Origin of the sequence: Corynebacterium sp. Z-1, from assembly GCF_031844665.1 — a bacterium.
Lineage (GTDB): Bacteria > Actinomycetota > Actinomycetes > Mycobacteriales > Mycobacteriaceae > Corynebacterium > Corynebacterium sanguinis.
This window is the reverse complement of the sequence record NZ_CP134621.1, coordinates 1,557,873-1,573,875: the sequence shown is the minus strand read 5'-3', so window position 1 is coordinate 1,573,875 and position 16,003 is coordinate 1,557,873. Positions and strand designations below refer to the sequence as shown.

The window sequence follows — 16,003 nt, the reverse complement described above, 5'->3', positions numbered from 1 at the left end:
TATGGTGGGCTGCTTTTCGGAGAGCATGCGATCGGCTGTGTTCGACCGGAACGCGACCACGGGCTCGTAAATGGCCGCCGAGCTGGCTTCGCGTCGAACACGGGTTAAGGGTCAAAAAGTGTGTCCGGAATCGCCGATTTTCGGTGGTTGACCTGTAGGTTTCAGGAAAGTATATGCTCCGGAAGCATATATCCGGCCTCAGGCCGGGACATCCACGGTGTGGCAGCCGTGATGTGCTATGCGCGACGTGGTGTGGTGTCGCAATGTCAAAGAACCAACCACGCTGCCACTGCGGCGCAGTGATGAAACGCAACGGCACCACCAGCAAAGGCACCACCAGGTGGCGCTGCAAACAATGCGGCGCCTCCAGCGTCAAACGTCGAAACGACATCACCAACGCGGCAGTGTTCACCCAGTTCATCGAGCATTGCACCACCGCAATCTCACTGGACGACCTAGCCAAACGAAACGGCGTCAGCCGCGCCACAATGAAGCGGCGCTTCAAGTGGTGCTGGCTCGCTGATGTGCCTGACCCCACCGCCGGCCACGACAAGAGGATCTACGACCAGATCTTCCTCGACGGCACCTACACCGCCGGCGGCTGTCTGATCGTCGCGGCGACGATCGACCACGTGATTGCCTGGCACTGGTGTAAACACGAAACCACGCGCGACTACCAACGACTTCTCGAGCGCATCGAAGCCCCACTTATCGCCGTTATCGATGGCGGCCAGGGAGCCTACAGCGCAATCAAGAAGTGCTGGCCGACTACGAAAATTCAACGCTGCCTCGTCCACGCCCAACGCGTGTTAGGGACGTGCTTTTAGTAGCGCGGTTCTGACGATCGGATAGCGCGGGTATGAGCTTCGGATAGCAGCATCTGGTGGTCTGTGGTGATCTCAGGTCTACACGCAGTAATTCGGCTGCGTGTGGACCTCGAAGAGGAGACACCGTGACTGACTACCGATTGGTGATGTCACTATTGATCCAGAATCTGTCCTACCGACAGATCGAAGCCCTGGCGGGATGCTCACACACCACCATCGCCAAAGCGAAGAGAATCTGCCGGGACCAGGGCTTTACCTCCACCTCCCAGGTGGAAGACCTCACCGCGGAAGAACTCGACGCCTTGTTCACCGACGGGCGCAAGGCGCCCTCGGATGAGTTCGTCGCCTTCGACGTGGCCGCGATGGTCACCAAACGCTCGGGCAAGAAGAAGCTCCCGCTGCGCGTGTTGTGGGCCGGCTACCTCGACACGGACGGCGTCCCTGGCCAGCGGCACTACAGCTATCAGCGGTTCTGCCAGATCATCGGCGAGTACGTCGATGTCAACGACCTGACCATGCGGATCACCCACGTTCCCGGTCACACGATGCAGGTCGACTGGGCGGGCACGAAGATGGCCGTCTTTGACCCCATCACCGGGCGCAAGACCAAGGTGTCGGTATTCGTGGCCTCGTTGCCGTACTCCGGGATGGTCTTCGCCCGCGGTTATCTCGATGAGAAGTCCCCGAACTGGTTGGACGCCCACCAGCAGGCCTTCGAGTTCTTCGGCGGTATCCCGCAGGTCGTCATCCCGGACAACGCCTCCACCGCATCCAACCAGATCGCTCGTGGGGACCGGGCCCGGGACGTCAACCGCGCCTACCGGGATTTCCTCGAGCACCACCGCACCGCTGCGGTACCGACCCGTCCCGTAAAACCACAGGACAAAGGCAATGTCGAAGCCGGGGTCAAGGTCGTGACCAACTGGGTGATCGGCCGGCTCGCGGGCCAGCGATTCGCCAGCCTGGATGACCTCAATACTGCTGTGGCCGACCAGGTCACCGCGATCAACACCAGAACACCGTTCCGCGGACAGCAGATCAGCCGCAAGGATCTGTTCGATGAGTATGAGCGGCCGGAACTGCTTGGGCTGCCGGAGTCCCGCTGGCAGCCGGTGACCTGGCGGAAATCCAAGGTCAACCGTGATTACCACATCGAAATCGCCACGGTGAAGTACTCGGTGCCCCACACCTTCGCCGGACGCCACGTTGATGTGAAGATCACCGGCGACCGTCTGACGGTCATGTGCGACGGGGACATCATCGCCACCCATACCGTCTCCCCGCGCCAGCATGTCTACGTCACCGACCCCGATCATGTCCCCGATCAGCATCAGCAGTCCTCGGACCTGTGGTCCAGGGCGTATTTCCTGCGTCAGGCCCACAAGGTCGGTCCCCACACCGTCGCCGCGATCACCAGCGTGCTCGATGCCCGCCCGATCGAAGCCCAGGGGTATCGCACCTGCCTGAACATCCTCGCCCTGGGCAAGGGCGACAACAAGGCACTGCTGGAACAGGCCTGCCGGCAACTGGTTGACGCTGATTCCCCGCGGGCGGTCAGCTACACCGCGGTCAAGCAACGCCTGGCGGCCTTGCGGGCCCAGGTCCACGCCCGGCCCACCACCACAGATGCTCCGCCGCCGCCGGCCCCACGCATCGACCCGGCCCCGGGCTCACGGGACACCCGCGGTGCGCACCTGGCTGGCCCTGAGCACTTCAGCCTCGACGCTCTACTGGGAAAGACGGATCCTGCCCACGATGAAGGAGGTCAGGCGTGATGGATCGACACCTCACCGACGCCGACATGACGTTGTTCACCCAGCTGCGGATGACCGCCTTCGGGAAAACCGTCATCGACCTGGCCAACGACCCCGCCTGCGATGAGTGGACGTTCTCGCAGAAGATCTTCCACGCCCTGGATAAGGAGATCACGGCCAGGGAGCAACGTCGGACCCAGAAACTACTCAAGGCATCCAGATCGCCAAACCCTGATGCCTGCGTAGAAGAAATCCGCTACCTTCCCGACCGCAACCTCAATCGTGAGCTAATTGCACGGCTGTCCAGCTGTCAATGGATCGATCAGACCCACAACCTGGTCATCCTGGGGAAATCCAGTGTCGGCAAGACCTACCTCGCGTTGGCGCTGCTCAACGCCGCCTGCCGGAAGTTCTACACCGCCCGGTTCTTCAGACTCGATGATCTGGCCAACCAGCTCGCGGTCATGGACCCCGCGTCGCAGAAACGGCTGGACTTCCTCACCGACCTGCACAACTGCGACCTGCTGGTCATCGATGACTTCCTGACCACGCCCATCAACCAGCACACCGCCGCGGAGCTGCTCAACATCCTCGCGGCCCGGGACGGCCGTGGCTCGACCCTGGTCACCTCCCAGTTCGAGCCGCAGGACTGGTACAAATCCCTGCATGACGCGGTGATCGCCGAATCGATCCTCAACCGGATTGTGGCAGGCGCCGAGATCCTCCCACTCGACGGGCCGAACATGCGCCGACACCTCGCCGACGCGCAATAGCCCCGCCGGCACCCGGACCAAGCACCGCTATCCGGTGCTCATCCGGGTGCTATCGGATCGTCAGAACGCTGCTACTGGAAGCACGTCCCAAACAACGCGTTGTACGCCGCTACACCACCACCAACCCACGCACCGATGCCGGACGCACCATCTATCGACTTGCGCTGAAGCTAACCCGGATCACCACCCTGGACGAGGCAGCGCAATGGGGTGCGCAACTGCACGAATTCTCCACGATCTACCGGTCATGGATGGACGAGAAAACCCTGATCAAAGACCCCAAAACCGGTGCATGGACCCGCGTGTGGACCCACCCCAACGTGCGCAAGGCCTACAACAGCCTCAACCACCTCTTCCGGTCCGAGATGCTGTTTGTCTACCTCACCCCACCAGAAGGTGTGCTGGAGAAACACCGCATTAAATCCACCACCAACAGCCTGGAGGGCGGCATCAACGCCCAGCTCAAACTGCTCGCCAGAACCCACCGGGGCAGATCCGGTGAACGACAACGCCGCATGCTGGATTGGTGGCTCTACCTCAAAACGGAACTGCCTGACGATCCAGTACGAATCGCCAGGCAGTCCGACTGGGGCCAGGGCCAACTCGCCAAAGTATCCACCCTGACCCGAAACGAGAACCAAGCCGACCACGAAACAGGACGACCAGCCCTCTACGACAACGCTATCGACACCGACTACACCCACTCAATCGGCATCCAGAAAGGCCAAATCTAACCCCCATGCGACACGCCGAGCCAGACACACTTTTTGACCCTTAACCCTCGAACACAGTCGATAAAAAGCGAGGCAGCTGGTAAAAACCACCTGCCTCGCACAATCTGTACCCCGTACGGGATTTGAACCCGTGTTACCGCCGTGAGAGGGCGACGTCCTAGGCCGCTAGACGAACGGGGCGCGTTCTTTCTGTCGTTTGCGACTCCTAAAAGATAGAACACGCCCCCGCTATCCGACAAATCAGCATGTCGGCACCCCTACCGCGGGCGGGTTACTTCTCGATCTTGTTGCCGTTGTCGTCGTACCTGTAGAAGCCCTCGCCGTCGCCCTGGCCGGAGCGACCTTCCTCGATCATCTGCTTGGCGAAGTCGATGAACTTCTTCTTCCACTCCGGCTGGTCCTCGCCGGAACCCTCAGCAACGTTAACGATGGAGCGCATGCCGATCATGTCCATGATCTCGAACGGGCCCATATCGGTGCTCATGGAGATGCGCCAGTCCTTGTCAATCTGGTCGACGTCAGCGACATCGTTGACGTAGAGGTACTGCGCTGCCTGCAGGAACGGAACCATCATCGTGTTGAGGAGGTAGGCGCGCTGCTCCTTCTTCAGCACGACGGGTGCGAGGTCAGCCTCGTGGGCGAACTCCTCGACAATGTCGCGGTACTTCAGGTCCGTTTCCGGGTTCGGCATGATCTCAACGATGTTCTTGACCCATACGCGGTTGGCGAAGTGGGTGTTGATGAAGCGCTTCGGGTCTCCGGAGGCGTCCGCAATCTCGCTGCCGAGCAGCGACGAGGTGTTGGTGCATAAGATGGTGTGCGACGGTGCTGCCTTGCCCAGCTTCTCCCAGGTGGAGCGCTTCAGGTCGAGCTTCTCCGGAACTGCCTCAATAATAATGTCCGCCTCAGCGACGGCTGCTTCCATGTCCGTGGTCAGCGAGAGGTTCTCGTGAGCCTTGGCAACGCTTTCCTCGCTAGCAGTGTCGAGGTCGGCGATCATGGACTTGCCAATGGAGTTAAAACGTCCCTTGGCGGCCTCAACCGCGTCGTCGTTGATGTCCCATGCGGTGACCTTAAACCCGGCTTGGACGACGACGAATGCGATCTGGGCGCCCAGGACGCCTGCACCGATGACGGAAACGTTCTTAATGTCAGTCATGACACTTTCGTTGTTATACTAAAAATGTTCATTGCACGTGTCCAAGAATTCACCGATTACGGGAAAGTGCCAGGTTGCTCTATTGAGCTACAGCGCAATCAAACCGATGACGGCGGCGGCAATCACGACCGCCCACGCCGGCAGTTTCCACGCCTGCAGCGCGGTAAACGATGCTGCAGCCACAGCCATCGTGGCTGCGGAGGTCACACCGGCGATGAAGACAGGGTCGTACAGCGCGGCGGCGAGGATGCCCACCACGGCCGCGTTCGCACCAGCGATTGCGCGCGCCGCGGCCGCGTGCTTGCGCAAGCCCTCCCACAGCGGCAACGCCCCGAGGACGAGGAGGGCGGCGGGGAGGAAAATCGCGATCGTCGCCACCACGGCCCCGATCGCCCAGTGCACCCCTTGGGCGGATGCGCCGAGGAAGGAGGCGAAGGTGAACAGCGGACCCGGCACCGCCTGCGCGGCGCCGTACCCGGCGAGGAAGGTGTCGTGGTCAACCAGCCCGGTGGGCACGGTCGCGCTCTCCAGCAGCGGTAGGACAACGTGGCCGCCGCCGAAGACGAGCGCACCGGCGCGGTAGAAGGTGTCAGCGATAAAGGCTGTTGTGCTGCTGGCCGCGGCCGCGAGCACAGGCAGAAGCACGAGCAGGGCTGCGAAAACCGCGAGCGACGCGAACGCCACGCTCTTCGGCACCCGCGAGCTAAACCCAACGCCATCGTCTGCATCGGGAGTCACCCGGAGCGCTGCGAGCCCCGCGACCATACCAACGACGATCGCGCCGACCTGGACGAACGGGTTAGGGATTAAAAGCACAAGGATGAATGCCGCCAGGGCGATACCCGCGCGGATCTTGTCGGTGATCAGCGACTTTGTCATGCCGAGAACCGCGTGCGCAACGACGGCGACCGCCGCGGCTTTCAGGCCCGCCAGCCACCCGGCGTCGGAGATGTCCCCCATGACCGCGACCCCAAGGGCGAAGAGTCCAAGCGCGATAACCGACGGCATGGTGAACGCGAACCACGCCGCGAACATGCCGAGGTAGCCGGCGCGTTGTAGCCCGACCGCCATGCCTACCTGGCTTGAGGCGGGCCCGGGCAGAAATTGGCACAGGGCGACCAAGTCGGCGTAGGTCTTCTCGCTCATCCACTTGCGCCTGGACACGAACTCGTCGCGGAAGTAGCCGAGGTGCGCCGTCGGCCCTCCGAAGGAGGTCAGCCCGAGGCGGAGGAAGACGGAGAAGACTTCGGCGACGTTACCTTTAACCTGCTGTGTAGACATCGTGAGATAGCGTCTCACATTTCGCGGCGTGCTGCCGGGTTCGCGAGCTTAATCCGGGTGGCGCGGGTTGATCAGGCCGGAACCCGCCGGCGCGTGGGCTGGGTCCTCGCCGAGCTCAACCTGCTTGTTGTTCTCATCGACGAAGATGACCCGCGGGCTGTAGTCCTTAAGCTCCTGCTCTTCGTAATGCGCATACCCGATGATGATGACGAGGTCGCCAGGGCTGATCAACCGGGCGGCGGCGCCGTTGATGCCGATGACACCCGTCCCCCGGTCGCCCGTGATGGCGTAGGTGGTCAGTCGGTTGCCGTTGTTGATGTCCACCACGTCGATCTGCTCGCCCTCGTAGATGTCCGCGGCCTCCATGAGGTCAGCGTCGATGGTGCATGAGCCGACGTAGTGGAGGTCGGCCTGTGTAACGGTCGCTCGGTGAATCTTGGACTTCAGCATGGTTCGCAGCACGGGTGCGAGTCTAGTGGCCGAATCCCGCATCGCGTTTATGAGTCCCCGTCCAGTACCGCGTTGACCTTGACGCGCAGGGTCTCAGCACTTACAACGGCGGCGAGCCTGCTGGGTGTGTCCGGAGCGACGGACAGGCGCGTGAGCATGGTCTCTAGCCTCCTGCGTTCGGTTCGCAAAGCCGCGGGGTTGGTGTAGAGCGTGCCTTCCAAGGACGTGCCCACACCACGGGTGCGGATCAGCTCGTCCAGGTCAACGAGTGTCGCCAGCAGGTCGCGTTCAGATTCAACGCTCATCTGGGCTACCGTCTCCCCGATCCCATCGACCTCGCGCGTTCTTTTTACCTCGCTGACCGCATGTGCGACGATGCCCCCTCCCACGATGATCCCGCCGAGTGCGACAACCCCGGCGAGGATGACGAGAGCAATCGCGAGAGCCCACATCACCAGCCCAATGAGGAAGGCGACGCCGACTAGAAGCGCGCACCCGCCTCCCTTACGATCCATTGCCAAGACTTTCCATGAGCGCGGCCCCGGCATCAAACAACAGGCCCGCCACAACGCCTGCGGCGATGATGACCAACGCCGCCAGAGCCACCGCGCCGATAATGGATCGTCCGGGCGATCCCGGGTGGTCGGCAATGTCCTCCGCGATGCGCCGTGCTGACGCGGAGAAATCGTCCAAGTCACTGTTGGAGTGCAGCGTCACGCGCCGGGCGCGCAAGGAGTTCACGTCGGCCAGCGTGGTTTGTGGGCCGGAGGTGTCAGGAGTAGCAGTCATGCCCCGAACGCTAGCGCCGGTGCGCGACAGTGATCGTTACGTGTTCGACACCGTGTTCGGAAATTAAAAAAGGCAGCCGGTGCAACCGACTACCTTTTTCTGTGTACGCCAAGCATCACGCAACATATACGAGGTGTTGTCAAGCGGACGCGAGATGCTCCAGGAGGGCAGCCTACCTCTGTAAAGTTCCTGATACCGTCATGCTTGAATATTGGCCAGCGCCGGGCCCTTTAAGTCACAACTGGCGGACGCAATGAGGCGGTTCTAGGTTAAATGGGCGTAACAAGAATGCCCAGAGCTACGGCGACTAAGGATCCATACTTTCCGCTGTCTCCAGAAGAGCCATTGCTAATTTATGACCAATAATCTGATCAATCACGCTACTCAGTTTTCGAATATTACCGAGCTGCTTCGAGTGGCTCTTAAGATTTATTTTGAGTTCATCAGCATTGAGGATGGATGCCTCTTTATGAGTCAGCTCTTTAAACTTCACATCGACCAACCGGTCGATAATTTTCTCCACCTCGAAACCGCTTAACGGATGGAACTCGATAAAGGCATCGAACCTTGAGTAAAGCGCTTCGCCTAGCGCCTTTTTCACTGCACTCTCTGAACCGTAATTCGACGTACAAATAATTAGCGGCCTGCCAACCTCGACTCTATAGTTCTTGTCTTCCAACACACCCTCGTCAAACAGCTCATAGAAGGCGCTATGGAAAACTGAACTTGCTTTATCAAACTCATCGAAGAGAATTACACTTGATTCTCTCTCCATCAGGTCCAGTGCGAGCGAGGGTTCTTGGTGACTTCCTCCGAAAACATAAGAGGCAAATTTTTCGCTGTGTAGCATTGAAAATTGCTTTCGGAAAAGCAATCGGACCTGACCCCTTGGCGGTGGACACGCTGAAACCAGCATCTCGCTGGGAAAGTGAGGTACCTTTCCACCATGCCACGCAAGACCTACACCGAGCAGTTCAAGCGTGACGCAGTGTCGTTGTACGAGTCGACCCCCGGAGCCACGATCAACGCGATCGCCTCCGATCTCGGGGTCAACCGCAACTCCCTGCGCACCTGGCTCGACGCCTTCGGCACCGGCACCAAAACTAACGCCAACGGTGAAAAAGTCGCCAGCCCGATCGCCGCAGCCAACAGCGAACGCTCCCCGGTTGAAGGACTCTCCGATGCCGAGCGGATCCGCGTGTTGGAACGCGAGAACGTCAAGCTCCGGGAGGAACGAGAGATCCTGCGCAAGGCGGCCAAATATTTCGCGGAAGAGACGAACTGGTGAACCGCTTTCAGTTCGTTGATGACCACCGAGACTTCTACGAGGTCAAGCGGTTATGTGAGGTCCTGAAGGTCAACCGGTCCTCGTATTACAAATGGAAATCTGCTGCTCCTGCCCGCCGGCGACGCCTCGTCGCTGACGCGGCGCTGGGAGCGAGGATCAAGGCCGTGTTCAAGGCCGAGAACGGCTGTTACGGGGCGAAACGTGTAACTGCGGCGATCAACGCCGATCCCGCCAACGACCGGGGCAAGGGCGGCCGTCTCAATCACAAGCGCACCGCCCGGCTGATGCGGCAGATGGGCCTTTTCGGCTACACCAGGAAACGCCGGGTGAAGACCACCGTGTCCGCGAAACGTGCGCCTAAATTCCCTGACCTTCTGAAACGCCGGTTCACCGCGGAGAAACCGAACAAGGTCTACGTCGGCGATATCACGTACCTGCCGATCGCGGACGGGTCGAATATGTACCTGGCCACGGTCATCGACTGCTATTCGCGGCAGTTGACCGGTTTCGCGATCGCCGACCACATGCGCACCGAGTTGGTCGAAGAAGCCCTCACGATGGCTCACGGGGTCCGAGGTAGCCTTGACGGGGCGATTTTTCACTCGGATCACGGCAGTGTCTATACCTCTGAGCAGTACCGGAGGTTATGTGAGCGGTTCGGTGTCACCCAGTCGATGGGTACGATCGGGACGAGTGCGGACAACTCGTTGGCGGAGTCGTTCAACGCCTCGTTGAAGCGGGAAGTCCTGAAGGACGAGCCTGTTTTCGCCAGTCAGCTGGTGTGTCGCCGGGACGTGTTCCAGTGGTGCATCCGGTACAACACCCAACGGTTGCACTCGTGGTGTGGCTACCGCTCGCCGAACGCCTTTGAAGCCGCCGAATCAGCTACACTTACTATCGCATCTTGATTAAATCCCCGTGTCCACTTTCCAGGGGTCGGGCCCATCCTCCCGTGAGGCGACTGATAAACTTCGCAGTCTCGGTTTTACCTACCCCTGATGGCCCATAAAACATCACGACAACGGGTCCATCTACATTCTTGACCGGGTTCGGTTTTTAGTACCGGTCGGGCGGGTATCGGGTACTGGGTGTGCGTGTATCGGGTACCGGGGGTAGTTGGGTTGGCAGTCTGTGGTTGACGGCCCTGCGCAGTGTGTACGCGCGGGCCGCGTAACCATGGAAGGAGTTTGGTGTGGTCACCAATTACAGGTTGATCATGCTGGCGCTTGTGCAAGGCCGCTCGTGGTCGCAGATCACGTCGGATTTGGGGTGCTCGCGCAGCAGTATTGATAAGGCCAGTCGGGTGTTGCGCTCGACTGGGATGGACGAGGACACGATTACCGCGTTGTCGCCGCAGGAGCTTTCGGAGTTGTTTCCGGATAATCGCCGGCGGGATTCAGATGCGTTTGTGGAACCGGATTTCGCAGGCATCGCCGCCCGGCGCCGACGCGGTGAGCGGGTGACGTTAAAGGTGGAACACCATAAATACACCCGCCGTCAGGCTACTTCTGGCCAGCAGCATTATTCCTACCGGCAGTTCTGCGCGCTGTTTGAAAACTACGTCGATGTCAACGACCTGACTGCGCTTTTGACCCATGCCCCTGGTGAGGAGCTGTGCGTTGATTGGTCCGGGGAAACCATGGCAGTTGTTGACCCGTTGACCGGGGTGTCTGTGCAGGCGTATGTGTTTGTGGCGTCGCTGCCGCATTCGGGGCTTATCCATGCCAGTGCGTGGCCGGATATGCGGATGCGGTCGTGGCTGTGTGCCCACCGCGACGCGTTGGACTATATCGGTGGCGTGCCGGTGCGCATCGTGCCCGATAACGCCTCGACAGCAACCAACCAGATCACACGTGGTGCGACGGTGCGTGAAGTCAACGAGCGCTACCAGCAGTTCGCCGAGTTCTACGGTTGCGGGATTACCCCGGCTAGGCCGGGTAAACCCAGGGATAAGGCCCATGTGGAAAAGGCGGTCGATATCGTCCAGACCTGGGTCGCAGAAGCGTTATCGGGCCAAGAGTTCTCCACGTTCGACGCTCTCAACGCCGCTATTGCAGCACAGGTCGACTGGATCAACGACCGGGAAGGATTCCGGGGCCGCAACGCAAGCCGCAGGCAGTTGTTTGTTGAAAGCGAAGCAGAAGCATTGCGCCCGCTGCCTCAACAGCGCTGGTCGTATTCCACGTGGCGTAAAGCCAAGGCCGGGGTGAACTACCACGTCCAAGTGGAGAAGCATTTCTACTCTGTGCCGTGGAGCTTCGCCGGCAAAAGTGTCGACGTGCAGATCTTCGACGATGTCGTCGACATCTTCAGCGCGGGTGAGCATATCGCTTCCCACCGTAAAAAGCCTGGCAACATGCAGTACTCCACAGATAAAGAGCATGTGCCGGCAAAGCACCAGGACTTGGCCACGAAGTGGGATCAGGGCCGGATTGAGTCATGGGCTCAAAGTATTGGGGCCGCAACCTACGAACTCATCCGCCAGATGTTTCACGCCCACCAAGTTGAAGCCCAAGCCTACAATAGCGCCCTTGGCGTGCTGAGCCTGTCGAAGAAGTACTCCCGCAGCCTGCTTGAACAAGCCTGCCAAGACGTCCTCGACTCCCACATGGTCCCGTCGGTGCGCAAAGTCCACGACACCATCAAAGACCTCGCAACCCGCACCACCGCCACCGCCACAGGTGGTGCGCAATCACCTACATCATCTGCCGCGTCAACTAGGCCGGTGACTCGTCCCGCACCACCAGCCCAGGCGTCGCACGTACGGGGCAAAGCAGCGTTCGAGTTCAGTGAGCTTGAATTCGGTGAGCTTGAATTCGGTGAGCTTGAATTCGGTGAGGAGGCGTAGAAGCATCATGGCGTTAACCGATGAAGATTTCGACAAGCTCGGCTCGCTGCGCGGGATGCGCGTGTTCGCCGCGACGATCCAAGAGATCGTCAACGACCCCACGCGCGATAACGATTCCTTCGAAGACAAGATCAAAGAAGCCCTCGAAGCCCAACTCACCGCCCGCGACAACAAGGTCATCCAGACAAGGTTGCGTGAAGCGAAACTCCTTGGCTCAACCGCCGCACTCGAGCGCTTCGATGCCTATCCCGGCCGCGGTGTAACCCAAGACCGCATCGACCGGCTCGCCACCTGCGAATGGATCGACTACGGCAAAGACCTCATCATCGTGGGAGCTACCGGCACCGGTAAAAGTTTTCTCGCTCAAGCCCTGGCCGTCGCGGCGTGCCGCAAAAAGCTCACCGCCCGTTACTTCCGGCTCAACGACCTGGCCAACGATTTCGACGCTGCGGCTGAGCATCCCCAGGCCCGCAAACAACTCCTCGCTGACCTGCAAGCCCCGGCACTTGTCGTCATCGATGATTTTCTCGCCACCGATGTCTCAGCGCACGCGTTGAACCAGGTATTCAACCTGCTCGTCGGGCGTGAACATGCCTCTACCGTGATCGCCAGCCAACACGAACCCGATTACTGGTACGACGTCTTCTCAGAAGCAGCACTGGCAGACGCAGTCATGTCCAGACTCGCCAACCACGGCTCGAAACTCACCCTGACAGGAGAAGACATGCGAACCCGCGACGACATCAAACAAGAAAGGATGGCCCCTACGACACCCACACGGCTACGTCAACCCCGAAAGTCGTAACCGGGGGTAAAAACCGGGTACCGGCAACCACCAACACCCCGGTACCCGATACCGCCCTACCGGTACCGAAAAGAAACGCCCGTCACATTCTGACGCGTCAACTGATACATCGCCGCAAGAAGTTCGCTCTTAACCGAGTCTTGGCCTACGAGGTGGTCTTGGAAATCAGCGTTGAACTCTTGCAGCACTTGCGCATCAAAACTGCCTAGCTCGTAAGAAACTTCCTCAACCTCGGCCACTCGTTCAAGGTGCGATCTAACGAGCTCAGGAGGATTATTCAAATAGATATTCTTCGGACCAATTGACCGCACTAACCCTGCAAAATTTGAGATCGTTGCTTCTGTCAGACTGGCGTAGTCTCCAGATTCTGCCAAAACATGCTCCGGGCCTTCCTCGACATTTTCGGGCTCTGCCTCCGAAGGGCTGGAGGCGCGTTTATCCACGATGCTGAACTGTCTATTGAGGTTGTCGCGCTCGTAAACGATATCTAGTAACGATTCCGCCTCCAGCCCTGCTGTCTCTGCTTTAAACCAGGATGAAGGTCCATAGTAAATATAGGCCTTCATGTCATGGGTCGCCATTACGCACCGCTCTCTACACCGGCCAGGATGATGTCGTAAACCGGCAGCTTGTTATCGCCAGAGGCTCCGGATGAATCAGAGTGAGATTCTTCGATGAAGCTAGCAAGTTTAAGATCTTGGGAAGAGTTTTGAGCTAGTTCTGACTCAATATTCAAACTCAGTTCCGTAGTATGACCGACTTCAATGCCATGAAAAACTAAGTTCATTCGTGATAGATCCGAGAGTCCGTAACTGTTCCGGAAGGCGCGGATGTTGAAGCGTAAGACAATCTTGCGTTGAGTCGCATCTTCGCCGATTAGCTCGTAATAACCCTTCGCCTTCTCCAGCGCTTCATCCATCAATGCCATATTGAAGTCAGCGTCTTCTGCGCGAGCTGCGATCATGTATGGCGTAAACATCTTCATGAAAGCCATGGAATTCTCGGCGGCATAAACCCGAAACCCATTCAGTTTTGAAATTCTTAGATCGCCACTAGAAGATTCCAGGTAGTCAGTCAAGATCGTGTTTGACAGCGTCTTGCTTAAAATACTTCCGCCGGCTAGAGAGGCTTCAGCCCCGGCTCCCAGTTCGCCTGCACCGCCGATAAAGGGAAGCCAACTAAGCTTTGCGCTGAGTTTAGCTTCTACGCTGGCATGGGTTTCGACAGTCCTCGTGCCAATGTTCTCTTTGGTTGATTCGAGACTGCCTCCTGCAACGATATCTAAGTAGTCAGACGCTGTATCCTGGTCAAAATAGACTACTTTAACGATCGATCGTTGCTCCTGCTTTTTCTTTGCCATCTAGGCTCCTAAATAGTTTTACTCTTAAAATAAGTATAACTTATAGTACTTTGTTTAATGAGCTGAGTTTGCCGATCAACCCATCGCCTAAATCCGCTTACGAATGGGTACTCCATTGGCTCTGTTAGTTCATCCGGAGTTTCTGGCTAGTGTCGAAACTTTCCCTGTTACTCGCGGCAATTTCGGGAGTAGTCTCCAGCTCTCTCGATACACTCTAAGTGATGGCCAGCGCAATCTTACCTGGTAGAGTACCTTTTCAGCCTCATCGTCTCCAACGAGAGCATTCAGATCCTGCTTAAACTTAGTGTCAGATTGAGCCGTCGACGACAATTCTCAATCTGGATTTGAGAAATCAATGACTGCTCGTTGATTCTTGTACGGCTCCCTGACTGGCACGGATTGAGTCTGCGTAACGGTCCGCTGCGTTGAAGGACGGATAGCCGCTCGTACGGTCCACAAATTCCATAACCAGATCTCCCTTCGTTGGCCTATCAGTAAAGTATCGCCCTTCAATTTGAGTTGGCTTAAGTGATGTCGGCGCTAGCGTACCGACGCCAATGTTCCTCGTAATGAAAGACGTCTCAGAGATTTTTGGCATGCCATCATAAATGTAGCTCAGGCAATCGACCTCATTCTCGGGTGTGTTTATCCAGCTGAATGCAGTACTTCTACTGGAGCTCTGCAATGTATACAGCTTAAGGTGAATAGACCAGAAAGTTTGCCTGACCTCTAAATAGGCCACCACTGGGCCCCAGTTGCCGCCTTCTGGAATCGCAGAATCCTCATGAGGAGTGAGCGTAACTCTCCATAACCCACGGAGATCAGGTCGTCGAAAGAGCCTTATTATCCCTGGCCAACGCCAAATCCATAGATCCCAGGCCATTACAAATCCCGCAGCCAAGATCGGAAACATGGATACCAAGACCCTCCACCACGGTGGTAGGTCGAATCCCAAGACGAAAATCAGAACGGCATACGCACTGGAGACAATGATAACGACGGCTCGAACTAAACCAATTGGCCGCGCCATTTAAGCCCCTCCCAGACCAAGGTAGTTCCACCCCGCGTAGGCAAAATTTCGTCCATCCTCGCGACTCCATTTTTGCGATCCATGAAAGAGATACTTCGCACCATTAACCTCCAACCAGCGATTCTCTGAATCGGTGGGTTCCGCACCTTCGAGGGATGTATAAATATGCGCGAGAATGCCTTTTACAGTCTCGATCCAGGTTAGGCGCTGAAACACCGTATCCGGACAGTTGTAGACAAGACATTCGATAAAGAATGACGGAACCTCCTGATGATACCCTTCCTCGGCCATTGCGTTTTCTAGACGCTTGATAATGCGGACTGATTTTTTGAATCTGTAATTGGTCCTGTTGTTTTTATTTCGTCCGTTTTCCAGCTGCAAAGCTGAGTAGTTTACAATTGAATTACCATCAGTTTTAAATATTTTGGCGCCCTCGCGGTAGGAAGTCGGCGAAAAATAATATCGATAAGAAAAACAAGGCACGACGTCCGCCTCAACGCGGGCAGAATTGGAATTAATTTGAATGGCGGTTGATCCGCTTGTATCCACTGAGGTGCTGAACCTAGCTCTCAACGCAATTGTCAGTTCGTGACGGAGCTTTTCGGGCGTCCAAATTCCTTCGTAGATACCGTTACTTGCTGGATGAGCCCCCGAAGTGTGTTCATCCCAGTAGAAGAGATCTTGGCATTCGACCGCGATATCAACGTCGCTGTCGGCTTTTACATTTGTATTATTTGCATAAGATCCCTTCGCATAAATCTTACAGGACATTCCATCAAAGGCTGGATGAGCTTCAATGGCCTCCCGAATCATCCTCTCGGTGCGATCTTGCTTTTCTTGTTCAGTCGGACTGGATGGACCGGTCCACTCCGCCAATTTCAATTCCAAATTGGTCATTATTTTCG

The 16,003-nt window shown here is 57.8% G+C and carries 15 protein-coding genes, 1 tRNA gene and 2 pseudogenes; 7 read left to right on the top strand and 11 right to left on the bottom strand.

The features are described from left to right. Nucleotides 1-263: 263 nt before the first annotated feature. The 4 genes and pseudogenes from RIU96_RS07705 to RIU96_RS07690 all read left to right on the top strand — a co-directional run. A pseudogene (locus tag RIU96_RS07705) lies at nucleotides 264-812 on the top strand (IS256 family transposase); the annotation flags it as partial. Between the two features lie 140 nt (nucleotides 813-952). Further along, complete coding sequence (gene istA, locus RIU96_RS07700) at nucleotides 953-2,602, top strand: IS21 family transposase (RefSeq protein ID WP_201740601.1); 1,650 nt, start codon at nucleotides 953-955, stop codon at nucleotides 2,600-2,602. Then, nucleotides 2,602-3,354, top strand: a complete 753-nt coding sequence (locus RIU96_RS07695) for an ATP-binding protein (RefSeq protein WP_201740600.1) — start codon at nucleotides 2,602-2,604, stop codon at nucleotides 3,352-3,354. The genes istA (RIU96_RS07700) and RIU96_RS07695 overlap by 1 nt, the downstream gene beginning before the upstream one ends. 89 nt (nucleotides 3,355-3,443) lie before the next feature. Beyond that, nucleotides 3,444-4,088: pseudogene (locus RIU96_RS07690) on the top strand (IS256 family transposase); the annotation flags it as partial. A 107-nt stretch (nucleotides 4,089-4,195) separates the two neighbouring features. On the opposite strand, the gene RIU96_RS07685 reads toward RIU96_RS07690, so the two are convergent. From RIU96_RS07685 to RIU96_RS07655, 7 genes are all read right to left on the bottom strand, one after another. Continuing rightward, nucleotides 4,196-4,268 (bottom strand) — tRNA-Glu (locus tag RIU96_RS07685). A 91-nt stretch (nucleotides 4,269-4,359) separates the two neighbouring features. Continuing rightward, nucleotides 4,360-5,247, bottom strand: coding sequence for a 3-hydroxyacyl-CoA dehydrogenase (locus RIU96_RS07680; RefSeq protein WP_144690070.1), 888 nt, complete (start codon nucleotides 5,245-5,247; stop codon nucleotides 4,360-4,362). A gap of 87 nt (nucleotides 5,248-5,334) precedes the next feature. After that, the gene (chrA, locus tag RIU96_RS07675) at nucleotides 5,335-6,528 is read right to left on the bottom strand and encodes a chromate efflux transporter (RefSeq protein WP_144690068.1); all 1,194 of its coding nucleotides are present in this window, start codon (nucleotides 6,526-6,528) and stop codon (nucleotides 5,335-5,337) included. Between the two features lie 48 nt (nucleotides 6,529-6,576). Next, nucleotides 6,577-6,990, bottom strand: a complete 414-nt coding sequence (gene panD / locus RIU96_RS07670; protein WP_136649419.1) for an aspartate 1-decarboxylase — start codon at nucleotides 6,988-6,990, stop codon at nucleotides 6,577-6,579. A gap of 35 nt (nucleotides 6,991-7,025) precedes the next feature. Further along, the gene (locus tag RIU96_RS07665; protein ID WP_144690066.1) at nucleotides 7,026-7,493 is read right to left on the bottom strand and encodes a hypothetical protein; all 468 of its coding nucleotides are present in this window, start codon (nucleotides 7,491-7,493) and stop codon (nucleotides 7,026-7,028) included. Next, nucleotides 7,483-7,767 (bottom strand): hypothetical protein, encoded by a 285-nt coding sequence (locus RIU96_RS07660; RefSeq protein ID WP_144690064.1) that lies wholly within the window; start codon nucleotides 7,765-7,767, stop codon nucleotides 7,483-7,485. The genes RIU96_RS07665 and RIU96_RS07660 overlap by 11 nt, the downstream gene beginning before the upstream one ends. 307 nt (nucleotides 7,768-8,074) lie before the next feature. Continuing rightward, nucleotides 8,075-8,617: an AAA family ATPase gene (locus RIU96_RS07655; RefSeq protein WP_311204849.1), complete on the bottom strand. Its 543-nt coding sequence runs from the start codon at nucleotides 8,615-8,617 to the stop codon at nucleotides 8,075-8,077. A gap of 96 nt (nucleotides 8,618-8,713) precedes the next feature. On the opposite strand from RIU96_RS07655, the gene RIU96_RS07650 reads away from it, so the two are divergent. The 3 genes from RIU96_RS07650 (at nucleotide 8,714) to RIU96_RS07640 (ending at nucleotide 12,708) form a co-directional block, all read left to right on the top strand. Next, nucleotides 8,714-9,963 (top strand): IS3 family transposase gene (locus RIU96_RS07650; RefSeq protein ID WP_144779779.1). Its coding sequence is split into 2 segments (ribosomal slippage): nucleotides 8,714-9,041 and nucleotides 9,041-9,963, totalling 1,251 coding nucleotides; the frame shifts between segments, so codons are not numbered across the junction. Between the two features lie 284 nt (nucleotides 9,964-10,247). Further along, nucleotides 10,248-11,903 carry an IS21 family transposase gene (gene istA / locus RIU96_RS07645; RefSeq protein ID WP_259788011.1) on the top strand — a complete coding sequence of 552 codons (1,656 nt, stop codon included), beginning with the start codon at nucleotides 10,248-10,250 and terminating at the stop codon, nucleotides 11,901-11,903. 7 nt (nucleotides 11,904-11,910) lie between these two features. After that, nucleotides 11,911-12,708 carry an ATP-binding protein gene (locus RIU96_RS07640; protein ID WP_006839082.1) on the top strand — a complete coding sequence of 266 codons (798 nt, stop codon included), beginning with the start codon at nucleotides 11,911-11,913 and terminating at the stop codon, nucleotides 12,706-12,708. 56 nt (nucleotides 12,709-12,764) lie between these two features. Here RIU96_RS07640 and RIU96_RS07635 read toward each other — a convergent pair whose 3' ends face one another. The 4 genes from RIU96_RS07635 to RIU96_RS07625 form a co-directional block, all read right to left on the bottom strand. Further along, a complete protein-coding gene (locus RIU96_RS07635) occupies nucleotides 12,765-13,289 on the bottom strand; it encodes a hypothetical protein (protein ID WP_311204848.1) in 525 nt (174 codons plus the stop codon). Next, the gene (locus RIU96_RS07630; RefSeq protein ID WP_049191911.1) at nucleotides 13,289-14,068 is read right to left on the bottom strand and encodes a DUF6414 family protein; all 780 of its coding nucleotides are present in this window, start codon (nucleotides 14,066-14,068) and stop codon (nucleotides 13,289-13,291) included. The genes RIU96_RS07635 and RIU96_RS07630 overlap by 1 nt, the downstream gene beginning before the upstream one ends. A gap of 352 nt (nucleotides 14,069-14,420) precedes the next feature. Beyond that, complete coding sequence (locus RIU96_RS12000; RefSeq protein WP_396136754.1) at nucleotides 14,421-15,098, bottom strand: Cap15 family cyclic dinucleotide receptor domain-containing protein; 678 nt, start codon at nucleotides 15,096-15,098, stop codon at nucleotides 14,421-14,423. Further along, a complete protein-coding gene (locus RIU96_RS07625; RefSeq protein WP_311204847.1) occupies nucleotides 15,099-15,995 on the bottom strand; it encodes a nucleotidyltransferase domain-containing protein in 897 nt (298 codons plus the stop codon). Nucleotides 15,996-16,003: the final 8 nt, after the last annotated feature.